Origin of the sequence: Verrucomicrobium sp. BvORR106 (assembly GCF_000739655.1) — a bacterium.
Lineage (GTDB): Bacteria > Verrucomicrobiota > Verrucomicrobiia > Verrucomicrobiales > Verrucomicrobiaceae > Verrucomicrobium.
Window position 1 is genome coordinate 1 of the sequence record NZ_BATR01000184.1, and the last position, 23,243, is coordinate 23,243.

Sequence of the window (23,243 nt, forward strand, 5' to 3'; positions counted from 1 at the left end):
CCAACCATATGTATTCACCCTGGAGGGGTGACAGCAATGTGCGCCTGCGGATGGACGTCGCTGGCATCCACTCCGGGATGCAATACTGAATCTGATCTTCCGGAGGTGTCAGTCGCTACGCTCCTTCAACTTCCGGCTAATGGCTATGATGCCTCCGGCATCGGCTAGCCTGATTGGAACACGATCAGATCATCCGAAGCAACGCCTCGACTTTTCGATGAGATGCAAGTCAGGAGGAACTGGGCAGAGCGATGGACGTTTTGCTTTTCATCCCCCGCTGAAGCCCCCAGGTTGCAGGAGGCTCCTCTACTCATGTGGATAGAAACTCAGATGCAGCAAAAACTCCTCCTGTAGCAGGCTGGCGATGGTTTCCCCATCCGGCAACTGGCTCGCCATGCCAGCCCAATGTTCCGCCACATAGGCAGTCCAAGATTGAGGATCGATTTGTCTCACGGGAATCTGCGGACTGACCAGCACATAACCATCCGCCTCGAGGTCGTGCCGCAACCTCGCCTGCGCTTCCTGTTCAGATCCCGCTCCCACCAGGGCGAACACAGTTGCCACAGCATAGAAAGGATGGGCCCTCCCGGTGGCATCCACCTCGGCGCGAACTTCAAAGAGTTGTTTCATACAGTACTCTCGTGATCGCTCCGGCTCACGTACTCCACCACAAAAAAGAGCCTCGCTCCAAGCGGAACGAGGCTCTGAAAATCGAACTCTGCGCGAGTCGGTGACAGTTTCGTCAGCTTACGGCTGGACCAGATCCGACTGCTTGCTCAGCCAGGCCAGGAAGGCCTTGCGGACGGAGTCGGGCTGGATGATGGCCTTGTTCGCCAGGCCGGACAACCAGCGGTTAACGGCGTTGCGACCCTGCTCGGACTGGATGAATTTTTCGATCTGAGGGCGAACTTTTTCCAGCGGCTCCATGTTGCCGGGCTGTTTGGCTTCGCAGTAGATGATCATGTAGTTGCCACCGATCTCCACGACGCGGCTAACACCGCCGACCTTCAGCGCGAAGGCCACATCAGCGATCTCGCGGCTCAGCGTAGCGCGCTCCTGCAATCCCCAGTCACCACCGGACTCGGCGCGGCTGTCTTGGGAGTAGGTCTTGGCCAGGTTGGCAAAGTCCGAGCCGCCGGTCACCTTGCCACGAATCTCTTCAGCAAGAGTCTTCTGGGACTCAGGGGAGGCACCAACGTTACCGATCGGATACTTGGGGATCGTGATGGTGCTGAACTTGATGTAATCCTTGTCGCGGAACTTGTCGGCGTTCTTCCGGTAGAACTCCTCCACCTGGGCAGGTGTGGGAGGCGCCAGATCCTTGGTCTGGCGGGCCCGCAGCACGGAGACCACCATCATCTTCTGGCGCTGCTCGCGGAACTTCTTTAGCGTCATGCCGGTCTTGGCGAGCTCCACAAGGAACTTCTCGCGGTTGCCCTCAAAGTTGTCGCGCACAATGCCGTTGATGTCGTCATCGATGTACTGGGGCTTGATGGAGCCACCGAGTTTGTCGAATTCTGAGAGCACCAGCTGGCGCTCAATCAGCGCATAGAGCGCCCCTTCACGAAGCTGGGCGAGGCGGGCGGCCTGCTCATTGGGGTCGCGCACCGTCATGCGGATGAGCTGCTCTTGGGCCTCTACGGCCTCCTTCACTTCAGATTTTGTGACGACCTTGCCGTTCACCACCACCGCAATGCCGTTGGAGCTTTGGGCCACGGCGGAGCTCACGGCAGACAGGGAGAGCGCCAGGGTCAGGCTCAATAGGAGGGGACGGTACTTCATGATCAAAAACTTCTCAGCAGGTGGAAAGACTCGCGCAATTGTAGGGTTGGGTCATTCGCTGTCAAACGGGGAAACTTGCCGCTCAGCAGGACATATTGACCATTTCGGGTAAGCATGAGCTTGCCCTCTTTGACCTCCACTGCGGAAATGCTGGCATGCGCAGCAGCAAGCTTGATGCCAGCGCAGAGGAGGAGGTTTTCCACCGCAGGAGGTGGAGGGCCGTACTGGTCACGCCAGTTGCGCTCCAGAGCATCCAGCTCCTTGCGGGTCAGCACCTCCCCCAGCAGGCGATAGGCGGTGATGCGGGAACGGGCATCCTCAATGTAACTCTGGGGAATGAAGCAGGGAATACGCCACTCGTTAGCAGTGACCAGCTTCTGGCGATCAGGAGGACGGTGGGCCGTGGCGGCGGTCACCCGCTTCTGGGGAGCGCCATCTGCCTCCTGCAACCACTGCGCTTCACTCATGCACAGGAAGTCCACGCGCAGACTCACCTCCATGGGCGGAGGGGTGCGTCGGCCCTGCATGCGGGCGGTGGCGGACTTCAACATCTGGCAGTATAGATCAAAGCCGATCGCAAAAATGTGCCCACTTTGCTCAGTTCCGAGCAAGTTCCCCGCGCCGCGGATCTCCAGATCGCGCATGGCAATTTTGAAACCGCTGCCGAGTGCCGTGTACTGCTTGATGGCGGTCACCCGTTTTCGGGCGTCGCCCACGGTCATGAGGTCGCGGGGCAGCATGAGGTAGGCATGGGCCCGCTCGCCCCCACGGCCCACCCGGCCTCGAAGCTGGTAGAGATCTGCCAGTCCGAAACGGTCCGCGCGGTCAATGATGATGGTGTTCGCATTAGGGATGTCCACCCCGCTCTCGATGATGGTGGTACAGAGCAGAACATCCGCTTCCCCGGCGATGAAGCGGCGCATCACGTCCTCCAGCAGGGTTTCATCCATCTGGCCATGGCCGATGACCACGCGGGCCTTGGGTGACAGGGCCTCCAGCTTGGCCTTCATCTTCTCCATGTCCATCACCCGGTTGTGGAGGAAGAAGACCTGCCCCCCACGCTCGATCTCGTTGTTGATCGCATCCCGAATGATCCGCTCGTCATAGCCGCATACGCTCGTCTGCACGGCGTGCCGGTTGGGCGGCGGGGTGTCCAGGGTGGACATGTCCCGCATCCCCACCAGCCCAAGGTAGAGCGTCCGCGGGATGGGGGTTGCGCTAAGCGTGAGCACGTCCACGAGGCGGAACAGTTGCTTGAACCGCTCCTTGTGTTTCACCCCGAAGCGCTGCTCCTCATCGATGACGGCCAGCCCCAACTGCTTGAACTGCACGTCCTTGGAGATCACACGGTGAGTGCCCACCACGATGTCCACCGTGCCGTCCTTCACCCCCTTGAGAATCTCCTTCTCCCGTTTTGCCGGAGTCAGGCGGCTGAGCATCTCCACCGTGACCGGGTAGTCGGACATGCGCTCCTTGAAGGTGGCCAAATGCTGCTGGGCCAGCACGGTCGTGGGCACCAGCACAGCCACCTGCTTGCCTCCCATCACCGCCTTGAAGGCCGCCCGGATGGCCACCTCCGTCTTGCCGAACCCCACGTCCCCGCACAGCAGGCGGTCCATGGGTTTCTCCAGCTCCATGTCGCGTTTGATCTCGGCAATGGATTTCAGCTGGTCCGGCGTTTCCCGGTACAGGAAGGACTGCTCAAACTCCACCTGCCACTTGGTGTCGGGCGGGTGGGCGTGCCCCTTCAGAGTCTGGCGCTGCGCCGCGATGCTCAGCATGCCTGCGGCGAACTCCTCCACGCTCTTTTCCGCCTGAGCCCGGGTCTTGACCCAGCGGGCGTCTCCCAGCTTGTTGAGCGAGGGGGCCCTGCTCCCCACGCCGACATAGCGGGAAACCAGATGCGCCTGGGACACCGGGACGAAGACCTTGGCGTCCTCCGCATAACGGATGACCATCACCTCCTCACGGCGTGCTCCTTCACGAACCTCGATGCCGCCGTACTTCCCGATCCCGTAGTCCAGATGGACCACCAGGTCCCCTTCCCGCATCTCCCGCAGGTGATCCCGCGCCTGGCGCAGCACCTGCGCCTCATCCAGCTTGGAGCCGCGGAACCGACGTGTGTTCTGGTACCGGCCGAAGATCTCGGCTCCCGTCAAGACGGCCAGCTTCGCCGCGGGGATGGCGAATCCGCGATGCAGCAAGCCAAGCGCCAGCTCCATGTCATGCCTTTTCAGCCAGTCGTCCCCCACCAGTTCCTCAAAGCGCTCCCGCTCACCGGGATTGTGAAAGAACATGACCACCCGCCACTTTTGGTTGCGCCACTCCTCCACCTGCTTCGTGAACTGCTCCCGCCGGGCCTCCTGCACCACGAAGTCACCTGCATGAAAGACCCCCAGAGGATTCTCGAAGATGGCGGTGGAAAAATCTTCCTCCGCCAGGTCTGCACGGGCCCCTGAGGTGATCGTGACGGTCGCTGCCGGCTGGGTCTCCACCTCCAAGGCTATCACCGCATCCTGATCCTGAATGAATTGCCGCACCGTGGTGGTCTCGCCCCCAGCATCGGCAGCATGCACCAGCAACTGCATCCGCTGAAAGCGCTGCACGGACGTCTGGGTATGGATGTCGAAGCTTCTCAGCGACTCCAGCTCGTCATCAAAGAACTCCATGCGGAGAGGCTCCTCCGCCTGCCAGGAAAAAACATCCACAATGCCGCCACGCCGCGCCACCTGGCCACGCTCCGTCACGACCGGCACCCGCTCATACCCGGCGGCTCCCAGATCCTTCAGAAGGACCTCCACATCCAGCTTCATGCCCGTCTGCAGGGACACCTTGCCCGCCTCCAGCTCATTCAGCGCCGGCACTTCCTCATCCAAACTGTCCGCGCAGATCACCAGCACCCGGGGCTGGCCCTCATCGCCGCCACCCACCAGATCTCCACTTCCCGCCCGACCCTTGCCTTTGCCAGAGGCGGACTCAGAAAAACGGGTCAGCGCCGTGATGCGCTCTGCCAGCGCGTCGGGATCCGGCAGCCCCGCCGCGTCTCCCGACTGGGCGAGCCTGGGGAAGAACAGGGCTGGCAGCCCCCAGACCCGCAATTCCCCCTGGACCTGCTCCTGCACGCGAGCATCCGGGCAGACTACCCAGATGCGCCGCTTGGGCAGCGCCTGGGCCGCGAGCGCTGTGGCGAAGGGCCAGGCCTCTTTCGCCACATGGTCCAGAACGATGCCGCCTTTTTTCAGCGACTTCCAGACCGCCCCGAATTGTTTGGCCCCATGGGCCACCTTCACCAGGCTTTCCGCAAGGTGCTGTTCCTCCACTAGCAGCTCTTTTTCCTTGGCCATGAACACAATGGAGCAGAACCCGCTGACCAGGGAGGCCGCACGGGTTCTGCTGCTAAATCCTTAAAGGAGGCGCTACGGATCCAAGGTCCGGCTTGAGACCAGACACCTGTCACCGACTAGGAAGCCTTGCGGGCTTTGGCCGCCTTGACATCACCCGGCTTGACCTCCGGCTTCTTTTCGTCTCCCAACTTCACGTCAGACTTGGCCAGCGTGATCGCGGGGATGCCGAGAAGCTTGGCGGCCTCATCCAGATCCTGATGGCAGTTGCGCAGCGCCATCTTCTTCAACTCCCGGTCCAGCCAGGGCATGAGCTCGAAGTCCGGCAGCGCCTGGGCACCGTGCAGCAGGGACTGCAGAGCGTCCTGCATGCGCATCAACGTGTGAATGGGGGTGGCGATGCGCTGGGTATTGCTCCCCAGCGGGATGTCGCTAGGCAACAGCACATCGGTATTGCAGAGGGCGCAGGCGCGTTGGAGCGTGTTCTCCAGCTCACGGACATTGCCCGGCCAGTCATAGGCCTCCAGCAATGCGAGGGCGTCCTCACTGAACCGCATCTGGGGCAGGCGCTTGCGCGCGGCCATCTTCTGCAGGAAAAACTCTGCGAGGATCCGCACATCTTCACGGCGCTCACGAAGCGGCGGGATGTGGATGCGCACCACATTCAGGCGGTAGAACAAGTCCTCACGGAAGCTGCCCTCCGTGACTTCCTTTTCCAGATCCTTGTTGGTGGCCGCGAGCACGCGGACGTCGGTCTTGATCGTCGAATTGCCACCCACGCGGCTGAATTCCCCTTCCTGAAGCACGCGCAGCAGCTTGCTCTGCACGGTCAGGGGCATGTCGCCGATTTCATCCAGGAAAAGAGTGCCGCCGTCACATTGCTCAAAGCGCCCCATGCGCTGGGCCACCGCCCCGGTGAAGGAGCCTTTCTCATGGCCGAACAATTCGCTTTCCAGAAGGTTGTCCGGAATGGCGGTGACGTTGATCGCCACGAACTCCTTCTGCGTGCGCGGGCTGAACTTGTGCACGGCACGAGCCACGAGCTCCTTGCCGCAACCGCTTTCACCCGTGATCATCACGGCCGCATCCGAGCGGGACACACGGCCGATGAGCTTGAACACCTCCTGCATCGGGCCGCTGCGGCCGATGATAGTTTCCTGAATGCTCTCCGCCGCGACCGGGAGGGCGTTCGCCAGTGTCACCTTCCGGGCTTCCACCGCGCGCAGGGCGCTTTCCACGATGGAGCGGAGGTCGTAAGGCATCTGTTCCTTCCGCAAAAAATCGTAAGCGCCGAGACGCATCGATTCAATGACAGCACTCGTCCCGGCCAGGCCGCTGAAGAGAAGCACCATCGCGTTCGGATCCTGCTGGCGGAGACGCTTCAGCAGCTCCACGCCATTCATCTGCGGCAGACGGGCTTCGCTCAGCACCAAGTCAGCCCGCTGCTTCATATAAGCTGCCAGAGCCTCTTCCCCACGCTCGAAACTCTCGATGGTCACGTTGGGGGACTTGAGGTGAGATACAGCCCAAGCAAGGAAATCTGAGTCCGGATCCACGATGAAGAGCCGCGTGGATTCGGGAGGGGAGTCGTTGGTCAGCATCGGAAAGGCATTTTCACACAATTGCGGAGATGCGCAAAGGTTACGTTCCTTTCTGCAACGCAGACGCAGACTGTCAAGTGAAGGAGAAATGCCTCCCTCCTGATGACCACTAGCCGATTGGCTAGTCCACTTATCAGGCCACGCCCCCAAACCGGCGATGGCGACGCCCGAAGTCGCGCAGGGCCTCTACCAACTGCTCCCGCCGGAAGTCGGGCCAGAGCGTCTGGGTGATGTAAAACTCCGTGTAGCTGAGCTGCCACAGGAGGAAATTGGAAAGGCGCATTTCGCCGCTGGTCCGGATCAGCAGATCGGGATCAGGATAGTAGCGGGTGTACAGGTGCTTGCTAAAGACTTCGGCATCGATCATCCCCTTGTCGAGGTGACCTTTTTCCACGCTGTCGATCAGGCTCTTGATGCCATCTATGATCTCTTCGCGCGAGCCATAGCTGAGCGCAAAGATCAGGGTGAGGCCGGTGTTGCCGGAAGTAACCTCGATGGACTTGTGAAGCTGGTCCTGGCAGGACTGAGGCAGATCATGCAGCCGGCCGATGGCCTGGAGCCGCACATTTTTCTTCACCATGTCCGGAGTCTTCTGCTTCAGGAAGCGCTCCAGCATTTTCATGAGGGAGTCCACCTCACTCTTGGGCCGCTTCCAGTTCTCTGTGGAAAACGCGTAGAGCGTGAGAAACTCGATGCCCAGATCGCCGCAAGATTCGACGGCCGCCTGCACAGACTCCGCGCCGCGGCGATGCCCCTCCGTACGCGGCAGCCCCCGCTCTTTGGCCCAACGACCGTTGCCGTCCATGATGATGGCAACGTGGCGGGGGATGAGGAGATCTTCCGGCATGGGAGGAGAGCACTCTGATAGACGACCCCTAAAGTTCAAGCGATTTACAGAAGGCCGATCAGGCTCAAGGGACAAAAAACCGGGAAGGGAGACGCCCCTTCCCGGTGGAATGTGTCTTGGCAACGGTGCTGAAACGCGGGCGGATCAATCCACCACGAGGGTCTGCTCACGAGCCGGACCAATGCCGAGGAGGCTCACCCGGGCGCCAGCGAGTTCCGCCAGACGGTTGAGGTAAGTCTTGGCCAGAGGCGGCAGGTCTGCGGCATTGGTGAGGCCGCTGAGGTCCTGCTTCCAGCCCTGGTGTGTTTCATAAACCGGCACACAACGCTCCAGCTCAGGAATGGTTGCCGGAGGATGATTGATCTCCTTGCCGTCCAGAACGTACGCGCGGCAGATCTTGATCTCGTCCAGGCCGTCCAGACCATCGAGGTTCGTGATCGCTATTTCATCGCATCCATTCACCATGACGGCGTAGTTCAGCAGCACGGCATCCAGCCAGCCGCAGCGGCGGGCACGTCCAGTGGTTGCGCCATACTCACGCCCCATGTTGTGGAGCATGTCGGAAATGGCTTCATTCTCCGTGACGAACGGTCCCCCACCGACGCGGGTGGTGTAGGCCTTGGCCACACCGATGACCTTGTCAATCTTGCGCGGGGACACGCCAGAGCCAGTGCAGGCACCGCCGGCGGTGGTGTTGGAGGAGGTGACGAAGGGATAGGTACCGTGGTCGATGTCGAGATAGCTGCCCTGCGCCCCTTCAAACAAGACCATCTTGCCCTCGGCAAGAGCCTCATTCAGGTAAACCACGGTGTTGGCAATATGCGGGCGCAGCAACTCGGCCGCCGCCACGATCTGGGCCACCACTTCTTCCACATTCACCTTCTCAAAACCGGCGGATTCCAGCTCCTGATTGTGCAGGGCGGCGCGCCAGGTGATTTCATGGGTGAGCTTGTCCGGATCGCGAAGATCGGTCACGCGGAGCCCCTGCCGCTCGATCTTGTCGGCGTAGGTGGGGCCGATGCCACGACCGGTGGTGCCGATGGCATTCACACCACGGCGGGCTTCCCGGGCCTTGTCCAGGGAGCAGTGGTAGGGCATCGTGAGGTGAGCATGCTCACTGATGAGCAGGTTCTCCGGGGAAATGTGCACACCCTGGGAGCGGAGCTTCTCCATCTCCTTGAGCAGGCCCAGAGGATCGATGACCACGCCATTGCCGATCACGCACTTCTTCTCCGGCCAGAGGATGCCGCTGGGAATGAGGTGCAGGATGTACTTCGTGCCGCCGCTGATCACCGTGTGGCCGGCATTGCTGCCACCCTGGGCGCGTGCGACCACGTCGCTACGCTCCGTAAGATAGTCCACGATTTTTCCTTTGCCTTCGTCCCCCCACTGGAGGCCGACGATGATGGTATTGCTCATGAGATGAAAGTAAGTACTGACGGGAAGCGGCAAAAAGAAGGCTCAGCCCGTCCACCCCGAAGAGCGCACGTCTGAACCCCAATTGGCCAGCCTGATTCCCTTGACCGGGACGCGAAAAAATCAAGCTCCCATCTTCAGAATCATAAAAACAGCCGCGCCACAAGCGGCGAGACCCACGAAAGCGAGGGCCATCAAGCCGCCGCCGGCATTCTTTTCCTTCGCCTTGGGGCCGAAACCACGGCGCTGACCGCTCGGGCAGGGCGTGGAGCCCAGGCCGGTGACCACAGGTGCTCCAGATGAAGCTGGAGCCTGGGACCAGGAACGGGACGGTGCGGCGGGGGCCGCGGCTTCCACCACTTCCTCTTCATACTCAGGGGCTGCAGCCTCTTCGTACTCAGCGGGAGCTTCAGCAACTGCCTCACCCTCAACGTAGCCGGTCACATTACCCAGCCGGAAACTCTGCCCAGGGCCCACTTCGGCCTGCTCGACGCGAGCGCCGTCAAAGTGCGTGCCGTTCGTGGAGCCAAGGTCGCGCAGCTCGACGCCGTCACCTTTGTTGATGATCTCACCATGGTAGCTGGAAACGGATCCGTCCGCGATGACAAAGTCGTTGTCCTCGGCACGGCCGACACGGACACGTTCAGTCGTCAGGTCCAGTTCCAGCGTGCCGCCATCAGGCGTGGTGAATTGAATTTTCGGCATATCGCGAAGGTTTTAACAAACCACGAATTCCGAGGCAAGACCAATACCGTCAAAGACACCCGCTCCTGCAAAGAAGGCTGAGCCATGCACCTAAAGCAAAAACCTGCCCGGGGCAGCCAAAGCCGCCCGGACAGGCCAACAAACGCAGGAGCGCCCAGGATTACTTACCCTTCTTGGTCGCGTCGATCAAGCTGGCAAACTCACGGAAGAAGTAGCTGGCGTCATTCGGGCCAGGGGCTGCCTCTGGGTGATACTGCACACTGAACACCGGCCACTCCTTGTGGCGCAGGCCTTCGACCGTCTGGTCATTCAGGTTGAGGTGGGTCACTTCCACATTCGAGGGCAGAGACTCCCCATCCACCGCGAAGCCGTGGTTCTGACTGGTGATCGAGACCTTGCCGCTGCGGAGATCTTTGACCGGCTGATTGCCACCGCGGTGGCCAAACTTGAGTTTGAAAGTCTTGCCTCCAAACGCGTGCCCCAGGATCTGGTGCCCCAGGCAGATGGCGAAGATGGGCTGGTGTGGGATGAGCTTGCGGATCTCCTCGTGGATGTAATCCAGAGCTGCCGGATCCCCGGGGCCGTTGCTCAGGAAGACGCCGTCAGGCTTGAGCGCCAGCACGTCTTCCGCCTTGGCGGTGGAGGGCACGACCTGAACTTCAAAGCCTTCCTGCCGGAGGCGGCGCAGGATGTTGCGCTTGATGCCGAAATCATAGGCCACCACGCGGTGCCGGGTCTCGCTGAGAGGATGGAAGACTCCCGTGTCTCCGCCGAGCGTTCCCTGGCTGGGGTTCGGAATGTCCCAGCGGCAGCTGTCGGAATTGTCCGCATCCCAGTGGTAGGGCTTCACCGTGGAGACTTCTTTCACGTAGTCACTGCCTTCCATGGACGGGCTGGCCTGGGCCAGGGCCACAGCCTCCGCGACGGAGGAAACTTCGCTGGTGATGACGGCACGCATGGCACCCCGGGTGCGCAGGTGCTTGGTCAAGGCTCGGGTGTCGATCCCCTGAATGCCGGGAATTTCCCAGTGTTTGAGGTACTCGTCGAGCGACTGCTGGCTGCGCCAGTTGCTGGGCGTTTCGCAGAGTTCTTCAATGATGAAACCCCGCACGTGAGGCTGGTCGCTCTCGGTGTCGAGAGGGTTCACGCCGTAGTTGCCGATCAGCGGGTAGGTCATGGCCACCATCTGACCGCGGTAGGACGGGTCTGTCAGCACCTCCTGATATCCGGTCATCGAGGTGTTAAAGCAGATTTCCCCGGTGCGCGTGACCGGGGCACCAAAAGCTTCCCCTTCAAAGTAACGTCCGTCTTCCAGTGCAAGAATGGCTTTCATCTATTGTGCGATAGGGCGACTTACCCGCATTTCCCGGGCGATGCAAGATGGGATTCCCGGCGGGTGCCGCCCCACCACTCCCCGTATGTGAAAAAACCGTGACATCGCTCCTGCGAAGTCACGGTTTTGAGAAAAGGAAATCGACAGAGGTCGGTTACTTTTTGGTGCTGTCAGCGGAGGCGGTCGCCGGTGCCGCGGTGCCAGCCTTGGCCAGCACATCATTGAGCTTTTTGGCAAAGCTCTCCGGGGAGGAGCTGCCCACCTGCTTGCCGACGGATTCGCCAGCAGCGTTCAGAAATTCGATGTGGGGGATGCCGCTCACGCCGAACTTCTCCTTGTCCTTTGCGTTGCGCTTGTCGTCCGAATCCAGGTAGGCCCAGTTGAACTTGTCGTGAAGAGGCTTCACGGCATCGCTCGGGTAGACGTTATTTTTCATGGACTGGCAGGGTCCGCACCAGACGGCGGAGTACACGGCCACAATGGGCTTGCCGTTCTTCTTCGCGTCGTTCAGAGCGGAGCGGAGGCTGCTTTCAAACTTGGGGCTACCTTTCGGGAAGTCGCCTGCGTGAACCAGAGCTGCGGAGGCAAGGAGAACGAGGGCGAGCGATTTGATCAGTGTTTTCATGGAAGGCAGGGTTGTGAAGACGTGACCTTCACGGGTCACTGGAACTACGACTCCCGAAGCGTCGGGAATATTCCAAAAAAGTTACTTGGCCGTCTTTTCGAGACTCAGCACTTGGTACTGGCTGGCGCTCTCTCCGAGGGCATTCACGGCATCCTGTTTGGTCAGATTGTCGGCTTGAGCGGCAAAGGTGACCTTCTGGGTGTTGGCCTCAGCGCCCTTGGTCACTTCCACTGCGGTCACCCCAGGAAGCTTTTTCAGCGCTTCGGTCACGTGGGCTTTGCAGGAAGCGCAGACGATGCCGGACACGGTGGCCGTGTACTCAGTTCCTTTGGCGGCGGGATCCGCACCAAAGAGAGGCAGGGCGGCGACAGCGAGAAGTACGGAAAGAAGGCGCTTCATGACAGAGAACGAAACGAGAGAGACGTCAGACCTGGAAACAAAAAATGCAGCCTGGCAGGGAAAAATCCAAGCCAGACTGCATTTCAACTCAAGATGAATTACTTCTCAGTCTTCTCGCCAGCCTGGAGCCAGCCGGAGATGCCTGCGGAGAGGTGCTTCACGTTGGTGTAGCCGAGTTCCTTGGCGGCAGTAGCGGCCTTGGCGTAGGCGCTGCAGGTCGGGCCACCGCAATAGGCCACCACGAGGGCGCCCTTGTCAGCAGGAAGCTTGGAAGCAAGGGCTTCTTTGCTGGCGGTGTAGTCGATCGCCCCGGGGATGTGGCCTTTTTCGTAGGACTTGCTGCCATTCACGTCGATGACGGTCACCTTCTTCTCGGTGATTGCCTTCTTCAGGTCTTCGATGCTGATATCGGGATACTCACCAGCGAACACGGCGGGGATGGCGAGGAATGCTGCGGCAAGGAATGCGAGTGCTTTCTTCATGATATCTGATGCAGGTTATGTTTAGTTTTTTGACGGAATGTCCGGCAATCGGACCACAAAACGACGTCTTGTGCGACCTTTCCACCTACGAGGTGAAGAGATCCCACGAGACACCGGTACGACTACGCATCTGAAACGACTCGTAGCCGCCACTTCTTTGTTTCTTGATTAACTTTTTCGTTAGTTTTCCTCCATACTGCTTGGGTCGCGCAGTTTTTTGCGGAGCGTGGCTCGGTTCATATCCAATTCCCGGGCCAAAACGGTCGGTTTGTTCTCAAAACGGGGCAAGAGCGCGGCCAAAAGTCGTGATTCCAGCTCTTCATGCAGGGCATCGTATTTCAAACCTTCCCGAAGTCTGGCCTCGATCCACTCATGAAGTGCTGCATCCAGCCCGCTGATGAAGCCTGAGGTTTCGCCCGCTGGGGAGGTTGCCACATCCTTGGGAAGATGCGCGGGGAGGATGAGTGGGCCGGTGCACACGGCTGCAGCGTGCTCGATCACGTTGCGCAACTCGCGGACGTTCCCCGGCCAGTTGTGGCGGAGCAGCACACTGAGCGCCTCCTCCGAGACGGCCAGCTTCCGATCTCCCGCGACAGAAGCGAGAAGGTAGGAGCAGAGCCCCGGGATATCGCTCATGCGCTCCCGCAAGGGGGGCAGCTGCACCTCCAGCACACGCAGGCGATACAGGAGATCCTCCCGGAACCGCTTCTCCGCCGCTGCCTGCACGAGGTCCTGATTGGTGGCGGCGATGATACGGAGGTCCACCTTCAGGTCCTCCCGCCCGCCCACGCGGGAGAAGACCTTTTCTTCCACAAAGCGGAGCAGCTTGACCTGAAGCGCGGGTGAGAGCTCAGCGATTTCATCCAGGAACAAGGTACCGCCAGCGGCTCGCTCGATATGCCCCGTCTTGGTGGCCAGGGCTCCAGTGAAAGCGCCCTTCTCGTGACCGAAGACCTCGCTCTCCAGCAGATTCTCCGGGAGACTGGCGCAAGACAGTGTGACAAAAGGCCCGGCATGGCGGCGGCTGTGCAGGTGAATGACCCGGGCCGCCAGGGACTTGCCAATGCCCGTGGGCCCGGTGATCAGCACCGGCGCATCCGAGGTGGTGGCGTGAGCGATGGCGGCAAACGCGGGCTGCATGGCGGGCGCGCTCCCAATCAGCAACGCTGAATCTGCGGATGCGTCCTGAACGACGGCGGTCACTGCGCCCTCCCCTTGGGACTGAAGGAGCACTTGCACCGACTTTTCAAGATCGCGCAGGTCGAGGGGCTTTACCAAATAACCGGAAGCCCCCCGCTTCTTTGCCTCCACCGCATTCTGCAGATGCCCGTGGGCGGTGATGATAAGCACCGGCAAATCCGCATCCACCCCACGGATCTCCTGCAACACCTCCAGACCACTGCGGTCAGGGAGGCCAATGTCCAGCACCACCAGACTCGGACGCTGACGACGCAACTGCTCCAGCCCCAGTGCCGCCGAAGCAGCAAGCACTGGCTCGAACCCCATGCGTCGGGTCAACTGGCCGAGGGCGGAAGCAAGAGCGGCTTCATCTTCAATAATGAGTATGCGGGACATGGGACAGGGCGTTTGAAGGATGGTCTAATGGAGAGAGTGGGAAACAGACAAATGAGGAACCGGGGGAGCCAGTGGGAGGGTGACCGTCACCACCGCACCACGCGGCACGTTGGCCACGGAGAGGGTTCCGCCATGAGCTTTGATCACCTCACTGGCCACCGTGAGGCCGATGCCCATGCCCCCCTCCCGTTCTGAATAGAAAAATTCCGCGAACCGCTCCAGCGCCTCAGCAGTGAAACCTTTGCCCTCGTCGGCAAAGGCGATTTTTACGGAGCCCTGCTCCTCTACAGCGGTCACCACTGTGACTCCGCCCAGCGGCATCGCCTGGGTGGCATTGATGAGCAGGTTGCTGAAGACCTGCACCAAGCGTCTGCGGTCCGCCATGATCTGGATGACCTCCGGGACATGCAGCTCAACCACCACGCCAGCATGCCGCATCTGCGGACCATGCGTGACCACCACGGACTCGATCAAGGGCTTCAGCTCCACCAACTGGAGAGCGGGCGGCTCAGGACGGCTCAGGAACATCCACTGGTTCACCAGTCCCTCAATGCGGGCCGCCTCGCTGGCGATCACCTCTGCGATGGGAGAATTCCCATCCAGGGCCGCGAGCTGGGCATGCATCTTGATCGCGGAGACGGGATTCTGAATCTCGTGGGCCAGGGCAGCAGTCATCCGCCCCAACACGGCCAGCTTTTCTGCCTGCTCCCGTTTGATCCGCTCCTCCTGGAGCGCTTCCCGGGTCCGCACAAAGGCGCGCGCCACGTCCCCTATTTCATCGTTCCTTCTCGCCTCTGGCAGATCCAGCTCGCCTGGTTTCTCAATCTCAGGCAGACGTGAGGCGAGATTCCGGAGGGGCAAAACCAACCCCCGGGACACCAGCCAACCCACGCCTAGGGCCAGCAGCCAGAAAGCGCCGAGCACCGCGAACGTCAACGGCTGCCAGAGCCCCCTCCAGGCCGGACGTTGAGGCCGCACCAGCAGCAAGTCTCCCCCGGCAGGCAATTGCACCCCCACCGCCTCCCGCTCCCCCACGGCATGGCAACGCCCGTCAGCCGGAAGCTCCAGCAGCGCCCCCACCGGCAGTTCGGGCAGGGATTCAGGAATCAACTTCCCCTGCCGGCGGAAGGCCACATCCACATCCAGCACCTCACCCAGCTGCCGAGCCATGCGCTCTGTGGGCGGAAAGCCCGCCTCCCCCATAAAGCCGGCATTCGTGCGGGCGAGGGATTCGAAGCGCGAGCGATCCTCACGCCCCACCATCAACACCATCCAGACCAGCAGGGCCACGGACCCCGCCAGCACCAGCCCGGCAAACGGGAGGACGATGCGCCAGGGGAGACGTTGTGCGGGCATGGAAACGGTTCAGATAAACCGAAAACTGACGCAGGGAATCACAATTGAAAAGGAGCAAACTCATCGAGATTTTGTGAGGATAAATTGCACCCGTTGACGCGCAGAAATGGACAACAATTATCCATTTAACCCCTGCTTGCCAAACTTGCTCGCAACTGCAATCCCTTGTCCTATCAGGGTTCCAGACATTTTCATCCAACTGGCATGTAAATTGCCAAGGGGGGAGACGCCCGCGAATGCACATCTTCATCCGAGCCCTCCGACACACCCTCTTTTCTGCTACCACTGGCCTGTGCCTGGCGGCAGGAGGGGCGGAGCCACCTCCTGAAGAGACTGACCGGCAATCCCATGCCCCCAAGCGACCAAAGGTCATGCTTGGGATCCGGGACCAAGGGGAAAGCCCACCCCAACAGACCGCCACGGACTGCTGCTCTGACCCGAGTTCCGCCTTGCATGCTGAAGGCAGCTCAGAGAGTCGAGCCACATTCAGTGCCGCAGGTTGTATGGGCAATGAAGATACGAGGAACACCCTGGTTGAAACCGGGGGCGCCGCTCTGGACCCCACGAGCAGAGAAGTGCTGCTGGCGGACCCGCCGCCCCCTGCATCCGCGATCCCACCACGTTCAAGGGTGGGAATCCCGCCGAGCCATCAGAGCTGGCGGACAGTATTCGCCCCACGCCTGCGTCCCGGAGATTCGGCCCACGGGACCTCCTCTCATTTCAATTTCACCTTCACTTTCATCACCCACTTCAAGAGTCCCTTTTTTCCTCCTTCTCATCGAACGGCCCGCGATCACGCGCCGCAACGGATGGAGGAACAAATCGGACTTGGGTGTCACCCCTTTGGTGGACGGCGCAGCTGAGCTGAGCCGCCTGCCGAACCGTTTCCCGGACGCACTCCCCCCGCCCCGGAAACGTGCCACAACCAGACAACAACCAAGTCCAAATGAAACTCACATCCTCACTGGCCTCACTCCTTGCCGTCTTCACGGCTGGAACTGCCCTGGCCGCACAGCCCTCCGCCACGCTCCCCACCGTGGTGGTGAATGCCCCGCCCACTCAAACCTCCACCGGCTCCTCCCTTGCTGAGGAAGCCCTGGTGGGCCCATACAATCAACCCGAGTGGACCGGTCACCGCCGGTTCAGCACCACGCGCGTTTACCTCCAGCGCCAGCCGTGGGAAGTCGGGTTTGAGCAGTGGTGGCGCGTCCGCCAGTATGACGACGCCCCCGAGAAGCATCTCTTCATCGAAGAGATCGAAATCGGCCTGCCTTATCGCATGCAGCTCGACCTCTACTATGACTGGGTGCATGAAGAGGGCGAGACCCTGAACAAGGACTTCGCCGTCGAACTCCGCTGGGCGCTCGCCGACTGGGGTGTCATTCCCTTGAACCCCACCCTCTACGGGGAGTACAAGTTCACGGATGACGACTACGGCAGCGATGTCTATGAGTTCAAACTGCTCCTCGGCGATGACTTCGGACCCCGCCTCCACTGGGGCTTGAACCTCGTCTATGAGCGCGAAACCAGCGGCGAAGAGGCTCAGGAGTTCGCAGTCACCCAGGGTATCAGCTACACAATCATCGACCAGATCCTCTCCGCTGGCGTCGAAATGCAGTTCAAGTACGAAAACGTGGCCGGTGATCGCGACAACGGCGAGCACAAGTTCCAGATCGGGCCTTCGGTCCAATGGCGCCCCACCCACAACACCCACCTGGACATCGTCGGCCTCTTTGGTTGCACCGATGAGTCTCCGGACTTCGAGGGCTTTGTGGTATTTGGCTTCGACTTCGGCTCCCTCAAGGGTGGTGAAGACCACCACTACAAGCCGGTCTCCGGCATGCGGAACTGATCAGCGGATTTCCCGGTAGGGCAAACCACATGCAGTAGTGCGCGCCGCATCCCATGCAGGGGGTGCGGCGTTTTTTGCGCCCGCCTCTCCCCCGGACCGAACTCAATACGTAAAGAGCTGCTTCAAGGCAAACTGGCGATCCAGGGTGCGGTCACGCAGGAGGCCGTTGAGGGCTTCCGTGATGCGGACCTTCATTTTGGGTGTGAGGCGGCGGCCTTTCCGAGCGCGTTGCACCGCCTTGTGAGTCAGGGGCTCGGAGCAGGCGGCCACGAGGTCATGATTGCTGACTGCCAGTTCCGTAAGGACGGCGTCCAGCGGCTGGGGGCCATTGTCGAGCTGCTTTTCCATATGAATTTGTTAGAACTTCAGGATTCCAGGAAGGTGGAAGGGGGTGGAGAACTTACCCGTTTTCCCGCCGTTGTCCATCGACTGATCCCAGCGCTGCCATCTTGCTGGACTCTCGCGGAGCTTCTGCTATGTCCCCCTCTCCGCCTTTTTTGCCCAGCCCATGACCCGAGTCCTCCTCACCACCACCTCGTACCAGGACACTCCTGGCGACCACCACGCCCTCCTCGAATCCCAGGGTTTTGAAGTCCACCGTGAGCGAGGCCCTCTCCCAGAGAGCCGCATGCTGGAGCTCGCGGGCGACTTCGACGCCTTCCTCTGTGGCGATGACGAGATCACTCAGGCGGTCCTCGACAAGTCCCTGCCCCGCCTCAAGGTCATCAGCAAATACGGCATCGGCCTGGACAAGATCGACGTTACCGCCTGCACCGCCGCCAAGCTCCCGGTGCTCTTCACCCCGGGCGTGAACCACACCACCGTGGCGGAGCACACCTTCTGCCTCCTGCTGGCCCTGGTGCGCAACCTCGTGGACTCCGCCAACGCGGTGCGCAACGGCCAGTGGAAACGCGTCACCGGTCATGAGATCTGGAACAAGTCCATCGGCATTGTTGGACTGGGCAGAATCGGACAAGAAGTGGCCAAACGCGCCATCGCCTTCGGTATGAAGGTGCACGCTCTGGACCCCTACTGGCCCGAGGCGTTTGCCACCGAAAACGGCGTGACCCGGCATGAGACGATCGAGACCATGCTGCCGGAGATCGACGTCCTGAGCCTGCACGCCAACCTCAGCGAATCCACCCGCCATCTGGTCAGTGCCGAGCGCATCAAACTCTGCCGCAAAGACCTGCTGGTGGTGAACACCTCCCGCGCCGAGTTGGTGAACATGCCCGACATCATCGCCGCGTTGGATGCCGGCACCGTGGGCGGCTACGCCACCGATGTGCTCGACGAAGAGCCCCCGCCGGCCGACCACCCGCTGCTCAAGCATTCCAAGGCCCTGATTACCCCGCACATCGGCTCCCGCACCTACGAGAGCGTGCCCCGCCAGGCCATGCGCGCCACCCTCAACCTCGTGAACTACCTCAAGGGGGAGAAAGACGTCATCCAGGCCAACAAGTTCTGAGTTGGCTGGAGAAGTGGAGCACTGGAGTATTGGATTACTGAATCACTGGATTTCCGAGTTACCGAATTACTGACATGCCAACGTATCGCATTCTTCCCACCGCTGCGCACAACGATCTGGTGCGCAAAGCCTACACCCACCGCGGCTACACCGCTGCTGAGGCAGAAGATGCCGCCCGCTTCTGCGAGATGGCTTCCGTCCACGGCATTCGCACGCACAATGCCATCAAGGCCCTCCACCTGGACCACCTCTTTGGTTCGGCTGTAGGCGGTTGCAAACCCGGTGCGGAGATCAAGGTCATCGACAAGCCCTTCGCCGCCAGCCAGGTCTGGGACGCCCAGCTCAAGCTGGGCCAGAGCGTGGCGTTCGAGGCCATGGAGACCTGCATGAAGCTTGCCGACCAGTACGGCATCGGCCAGGTGAGCGTGGACAACGCCTTCCATTATCTTTGGGGCGGCGGTTACGTCATGGATGCGGCCAAGAAGGGCTACATCGCCTACACGAACTGCACCTCCACCCTCGGTGAGGTGGTTCCCTTCGGCGGCAAGTTCCCTGTGCTGGGCACCAACCCGCATTCCTGGGGCCTCCCGACCACCGATGCCTGCGGTTTCCCGATCGTGATCGACTGGGCCACTTCCACCGTGGCCATGGGCCGCGTGCAGCAACTCCGCCGCGAGAACAAGCCGCTGCCTCCCGGCGCGGCCGTGGATGCCGAGGGCAATCCGACCGACGATCCGCACAAGGCCCAGTGGCTGCTGCCCTTCGGTGCCCACAAGGGCTACGGTCTCTCCCTCTTGATCGAAGTGATGGGGGCACTCATCGGCGGCTCCCTGCCGACCATTCGTGGCGGCGGCGGCCATCCTGACTTCAAGGACAAGCCCCTTGAAGCAGGCGAGAAGCGCACGAGCAGCTTCTACTTCCAGGTGATTCATCCTGACGCGATCGGCTCCGGCCTCTTCGCGAAGGGCCGCAACCAGTCCCAGAACGTGAAAGCCGTGCTGCAGGACATCCTGGGCCACGGCAACGAGAAGTGCATGCTGCCCGGCCAGCCCGAGGCAGACAATGCCAGCCACACCGCCAAGGCGGGCGGACTGCTCTTCACAGATGCTGAAGTGGAGGCGCTCAACGAGATCGCCGAAGAATGCGGCCTGCCGAAGTTCGACGTGGCAGCGTTGCCAAGCTACGAGGTGTAGGGTATTCTGCTTGACTATGCCAGGACTCACTTGGGATGAAGTTTGCGCAGATCGGTCTCTGGCCGATCTGCCTTACAAAATTGAGACCAATCGCTACGGGCAGATTGTCATGAGTCCTACGAAACACTGGCACAGCCAGCAGCAGTCAGACATCCATCTCCGCCTGTCCCGGCTGACCAGATCTGGGTACCTGCTGCTGGAAGCGGCCATTGAGACACCCGAAGGTGTGAAAGTGGCAGACGTGGCCTGGGGATCCGCAGCCTTTCAGAAGGCTCACGCGAAAGACGACACCTTGACCGCCGCGCCTGACCTCTGCGTGGAGATCCTTTCTCCGTCGAATTCCAAGGCAGAAATGCAGGAGAAGCTGACGCTCTATTTTGCTTATGGTGCCAAGGAGGTCTGGCTTTGTGATGTGAAGGGCAAGATGACCTTTCACACCTCTCCGTCTGCGACTGTCGCGACTTCAGTACTGTTTCCGAAGTTCCCTACGAAGGTGATTGGGAAGCCGTAGAGCATCTCTTGGGTACTCGGAAGCAGCTTGGAGAGCGCACGCATCTTGCGTGCTGTTCGCGGCATCTTGCCGCGAACGTCAGGCAGCGCACGACATCACCTCCGATTGACCTGGAGGTGTTGAGAGCGGTGGGAAGAGAGCGGATGTTGCAGCCTCCCCACCTGATCACCATCTGCGGAGATACCCAGGGTCTCCGTCCACTTCGTGGCCTTTGCCCCTGGGCTGGGCTCTATGGGCCTTTCAGGCCCCAATCCTCACGAGCATTGTGAACTGAGGCCTGATCAGCCAAAGCACCTGCTCAGTGAAGCTCTTCCTCGAAGAGGATGCGGCCACAAGCCCAACGTTGACGAGCTTCCAGCGAGTCTACATTGGGTAAGGGTTACAGGAAATTCCTACTCCGAAGGAGTTGTGGCGGTCTGGGGGCGCTCTGCGCGTTGATGTCACCACATTCCAACAAGTTCAAAGCTCTGCGAGCCCCCCGGCGCGAAGTCCGCGGATTCTGCGACACCATCGACACCCTATTTCCAAGTTACGCCAAAAAAACACCCCCCCCCTACTTCGGTGAACTTACAAAAAGGGTGTCGATGGTGTCGCAGAGCTGGATGTGACAGACCTCACGCGCCTCAACCGTCCCGTTTTCTCCTTGCTTGCAAGGACTCGATTGTCAGCTCCATTGCCGCGACAACCCTTCTCAAATCATGGCACACGGACGCAAACGATGCTTCATCGGCGGAGTTCTTCTTGGCGGCATTGCCGCCGTTGGTGGACTCGTGATTCTGGCACTGGGTGTCGGCATCACACCCGGGCCGCCCGACTACCCTTATTTCACAGAACCCAGCGCCCGTGCTGCGACCCTGGAATGGGCCCGCCTGAGCCCTTTCCCCACGGACGTGGAAGGCTTCACCATCACCACCGGCGGCAACATGTTCACCCGCGGCTTCAGGGTGACGTTCTTCGGGAATCCATCTGACATCTCCAAGTGGGTGCAAAGCTGCCCTGGGGTCATCGATCCCAAGACCGAGAAGATGACGGCCGGAGATGGAACGATAACCTACGACATACCCGGCGGAGGCGGTGCGGTGTTTGCTGAAATCATTCATCATCCAGACCGGGGCACGGTCATCATCCGGACCTACTGGAGCTAGGCGACCACATTCCCAACACCCCGATGACACCACCCAGCCCCGTTCGTCGCAGACTGGCCACTCACTCGCATGAGGGGCTGATCGCCTCTCTGATCCTCGGAATCGGCACCTTCCAGCAGCTTGTGTTCAATTTCACATGGTCGTGGGCAGAAGCCCTCGGAGTGGCTCTGGCGGTGGCAACTGGGGTGTGGCTGCTCTACCGTCCTCGCCGCCGATCCATCGTGATTGAGAGCGAATCTCTGATCCTCACGGACCGAGTCCAGACGATTACCCTTCAAGCGCAAGACATCGAGAACTACTCGATCGACAGCCGGGCCAGCCACGAACTCGTCCTGCATCTCCGAGGAGATAAATCTCCAGTCACCTTCCCGATCCACGGCTTCTACAGCCAGCGCAAGATCGAGCGTCTTCTGAAGGCCCTCTCGCTCACGCAGCGCTAACGCGTGATTCACTGCCCACTTGCACCCCGTTCCCGGCTCGCTTAGCTGACCGGGCTCATGTCCGCTCCGTCCACCGCCTCTCTCGATCTCCTCGCCCTGGGTGAAGTCCTTCTGCGTCTCGACCCGGGCGAGTCCCGCGTTCGCACGTCCCGCCAGTTCACCGCCTGGGAAGGTGGCGGGGAATACAATGTGGCCCGCGGGTTGCGTCGCTGCTTCGGCCTTCGCACGGGGGTGCTGACGGCGTTTGCTGACAATGAGATCGGCCGCCTTCTGGAAGACTTCATCCTGCAAGGCGGGGTGGACACCACGCACGTGAAGTGGGTGCCGTACGACGGCATCGGTCGCGCCGTGCGCAATCCCATCAACTTCACCGAGCGCGGTTTTGGCATTCGCGGAGCCAAGGGCTGCGTGGATCGTGGCCATAGCGCTGCCTCCCAGCTCAAGCCCGGCGACTACAATTGGGATGCGATCTTTGCCAACGGCGGTGTGCGCTGGCTACACACGGGTGGCATCTTCGCCGGCCTTTCTGAGACCACGGCCCAGCTCACCATCGAGGCCTGCGAAGCGGCCAAGCGCCACGGCGTGACGGTCTCCTACGACCTCAACTACCGCCCCTCCCTCTGGCAGTCCCGGGGCGGATTCCCCACGGCCCAGGCCCTGAACCACCGCCTGGCTCCGTATGTGGATGTCATGTTCGGCGTGCTGACGGACGACGAACCGGCGGCGATTGCGGGCAATGACGATCCCAACGACATCTTCGCGGCCCAATCCGCCGCCTTGCAAAAGGGCATCACCGGCATGTTGGAGCGCTACCCGAACATCAAAGTGGCCGCAGCAACGCTCCGCCGCGTGCACACTGCCTCCCGCAACGACTGGGGCGCGCTGGCTTGGATCGACGGAGCCTTCCACCGGTCCAAGAATTACCCCAACCTCGATCTGATGGATCGCATTGGCGGGGGCGACGGCTTTGTGGCAGGTCTCGTCTATGGCATGCTCACCGGCCAGACGCCACAGCTCAGCCTCGATCTGGGGGCAGCCCACGGCGCTCTCGCCATGAGCACGCCGGGAGACACCAGCATGGCCACGCTGGCCGAGGTGCTGAAGCTGGCTCAAGGCGGCGATGCCAAGGTGCAGCGATAAGCTGCAGCAGCCATTCTTTGAAACGGGGAGTC

Annotated in this window: 21 protein-coding genes; 7 read left to right on the plus strand and 14 right to left on the minus strand. The window is 61.0% G+C overall.

The annotated features are described in order from the left end of the window. Positions 1 to 306 precede the first annotated feature (306 nt). The 13 genes from BV106_RS33425 to BV106_RS33485 form a co-directional block, all read right to left on the minus strand. Positions 307 to 630: a hypothetical protein gene (locus BV106_RS33425; RefSeq protein WP_038172300.1), complete on the minus strand. Its 324-nt coding sequence runs from the start codon at positions 628 to 630 to the stop codon at positions 307 to 309. 117 nt (positions 631 to 747) lie between these two features. Continuing rightward, complete coding sequence (locus BV106_RS33430; protein ID WP_038172301.1) at positions 748 to 1,782, minus strand: peptidyl-prolyl cis-trans isomerase; 1,035 nt, start codon at positions 1,780 to 1,782, stop codon at positions 748 to 750. Positions 1,783 to 1,784: 2 nt separating this feature from the next. Further along, a complete protein-coding gene (gene mfd / locus BV106_RS33435; protein ID WP_038172302.1) occupies positions 1,785 to 5,126 on the minus strand; it encodes a transcription-repair coupling factor in 3,342 nt (1,113 codons plus the stop codon). A 116-nt stretch (positions 5,127 to 5,242) separates the two neighbouring features. Continuing rightward, on the minus strand, positions 5,243 to 6,724 hold the full coding sequence (locus BV106_RS33440; RefSeq protein ID WP_051946858.1) for a sigma-54 dependent transcriptional regulator: 1,482 nt from the start codon (positions 6,722 to 6,724) through the stop codon (positions 5,243 to 5,245). Between the two features lie 133 nt (positions 6,725 to 6,857). Further along, positions 6,858 to 7,571, minus strand: a complete 714-nt coding sequence (locus BV106_RS33445; protein ID WP_038172304.1) for an isoprenyl transferase — start codon at positions 7,569 to 7,571, stop codon at positions 6,858 to 6,860. Between the two features lie 144 nt (positions 7,572 to 7,715). Continuing rightward, a complete protein-coding gene (locus BV106_RS33450; RefSeq protein WP_038172306.1) occupies positions 7,716 to 8,990 on the minus strand; it encodes an adenylosuccinate synthase in 1,275 nt (424 codons plus the stop codon). A gap of 120 nt (positions 8,991 to 9,110) precedes the next feature. Next, on the minus strand, positions 9,111 to 9,692 hold the full coding sequence (locus BV106_RS33455) for an FHA domain-containing protein (protein ID WP_038172308.1): 582 nt from the start codon (positions 9,690 to 9,692) through the stop codon (positions 9,111 to 9,113). A gap of 160 nt (positions 9,693 to 9,852) precedes the next feature. Continuing rightward, positions 9,853 to 11,025: a glutamine-hydrolyzing carbamoyl-phosphate synthase small subunit gene (gene carA / locus BV106_RS33460; protein ID WP_038172309.1), complete on the minus strand. Its 1,173-nt coding sequence runs from the start codon at positions 11,023 to 11,025 to the stop codon at positions 9,853 to 9,855. Between the two features lie 154 nt (positions 11,026 to 11,179). Beyond that, complete coding sequence (locus tag BV106_RS33465; RefSeq protein WP_038172315.1) at positions 11,180 to 11,650, minus strand: thioredoxin family protein; 471 nt, start codon at positions 11,648 to 11,650, stop codon at positions 11,180 to 11,182. 81 nt (positions 11,651 to 11,731) lie between these two features. Beyond that, positions 11,732 to 12,049, minus strand: coding sequence for a cation transporter (locus BV106_RS33470; protein ID WP_038172318.1), 318 nt, complete (start codon positions 12,047 to 12,049; stop codon positions 11,732 to 11,734). A 98-nt stretch (positions 12,050 to 12,147) separates the two neighbouring features. Then, the gene (locus BV106_RS33475) at positions 12,148 to 12,531 is read right to left on the minus strand and encodes a rhodanese-like domain-containing protein (RefSeq protein WP_038172320.1); all 384 of its coding nucleotides are present in this window, start codon (positions 12,529 to 12,531) and stop codon (positions 12,148 to 12,150) included. 180 nt (positions 12,532 to 12,711) lie between these two features. After that, on the minus strand, positions 12,712 to 14,106 hold the full coding sequence (locus BV106_RS33480; RefSeq protein ID WP_038172322.1) for a sigma-54 dependent transcriptional regulator: 1,395 nt from the start codon (positions 14,104 to 14,106) through the stop codon (positions 12,712 to 12,714). 24 nt (positions 14,107 to 14,130) lie between these two features. Further along, complete coding sequence (locus BV106_RS33485) at positions 14,131 to 15,462, minus strand: HAMP domain-containing sensor histidine kinase (RefSeq protein ID WP_038172324.1); 1,332 nt, start codon at positions 15,460 to 15,462, stop codon at positions 14,131 to 14,133. A gap of 946 nt (positions 15,463 to 16,408) precedes the next feature. Here BV106_RS33485 and BV106_RS33490 point away from each other — a divergent pair. Beyond that, entirely contained in the window at positions 16,409 to 17,314 is a 906-nt protein-coding gene (locus BV106_RS33490) for a transporter (RefSeq protein ID WP_265596348.1), read from the plus strand. Positions 17,315 to 17,416: 102 nt separating this feature from the next. Here the strand turns inward: BV106_RS33490 and BV106_RS33495 are convergent, their stop codons facing one another. Continuing rightward, positions 17,417 to 17,662, minus strand: a complete 246-nt coding sequence (locus tag BV106_RS33495; RefSeq protein WP_051946861.1) for a hypothetical protein — start codon at positions 17,660 to 17,662, stop codon at positions 17,417 to 17,419. A 160-nt stretch (positions 17,663 to 17,822) separates the two neighbouring features. Here BV106_RS33495 and BV106_RS33500 point away from each other — a divergent pair, with 160 nt between their 5' ends. From BV106_RS33500 to BV106_RS33525, 6 genes are all read left to right on the plus strand, one after another. Further along, positions 17,823 to 18,782, plus strand: a complete 960-nt coding sequence (locus BV106_RS33500; protein WP_038172326.1) for a phosphoglycerate dehydrogenase — start codon at positions 17,823 to 17,825, stop codon at positions 18,780 to 18,782. A 74-nt stretch (positions 18,783 to 18,856) separates the two neighbouring features. Next, positions 18,857 to 19,975: an Ldh family oxidoreductase gene (locus BV106_RS33505; protein WP_038172327.1), complete on the plus strand. Its 1,119-nt coding sequence runs from the start codon at positions 18,857 to 18,859 to the stop codon at positions 19,973 to 19,975. A 16-nt stretch (positions 19,976 to 19,991) separates the two neighbouring features. Then, positions 19,992 to 20,486, plus strand: a complete 495-nt coding sequence (locus tag BV106_RS33510) for a Uma2 family endonuclease (protein WP_038172329.1) — start codon at positions 19,992 to 19,994, stop codon at positions 20,484 to 20,486. A 698-nt stretch (positions 20,487 to 21,184) separates the two neighbouring features. Next, positions 21,185 to 21,631, plus strand: a complete 447-nt coding sequence (locus BV106_RS33515) for a hypothetical protein (RefSeq protein WP_038172331.1) — start codon at positions 21,185 to 21,187, stop codon at positions 21,629 to 21,631. A 23-nt stretch (positions 21,632 to 21,654) separates the two neighbouring features. Then, complete coding sequence (locus BV106_RS33520) at positions 21,655 to 22,071, plus strand: hypothetical protein (RefSeq protein ID WP_038172333.1); 417 nt, start codon at positions 21,655 to 21,657, stop codon at positions 22,069 to 22,071. Positions 22,072 to 22,128: 57 nt separating this feature from the next. After that, the gene (locus BV106_RS33525) at positions 22,129 to 23,211 is read left to right on the plus strand and encodes a sugar kinase (protein WP_038172335.1); all 1,083 of its coding nucleotides are present in this window, start codon (positions 22,129 to 22,131) and stop codon (positions 23,209 to 23,211) included. Positions 23,212 to 23,243: the final 32 nt, after the last annotated feature.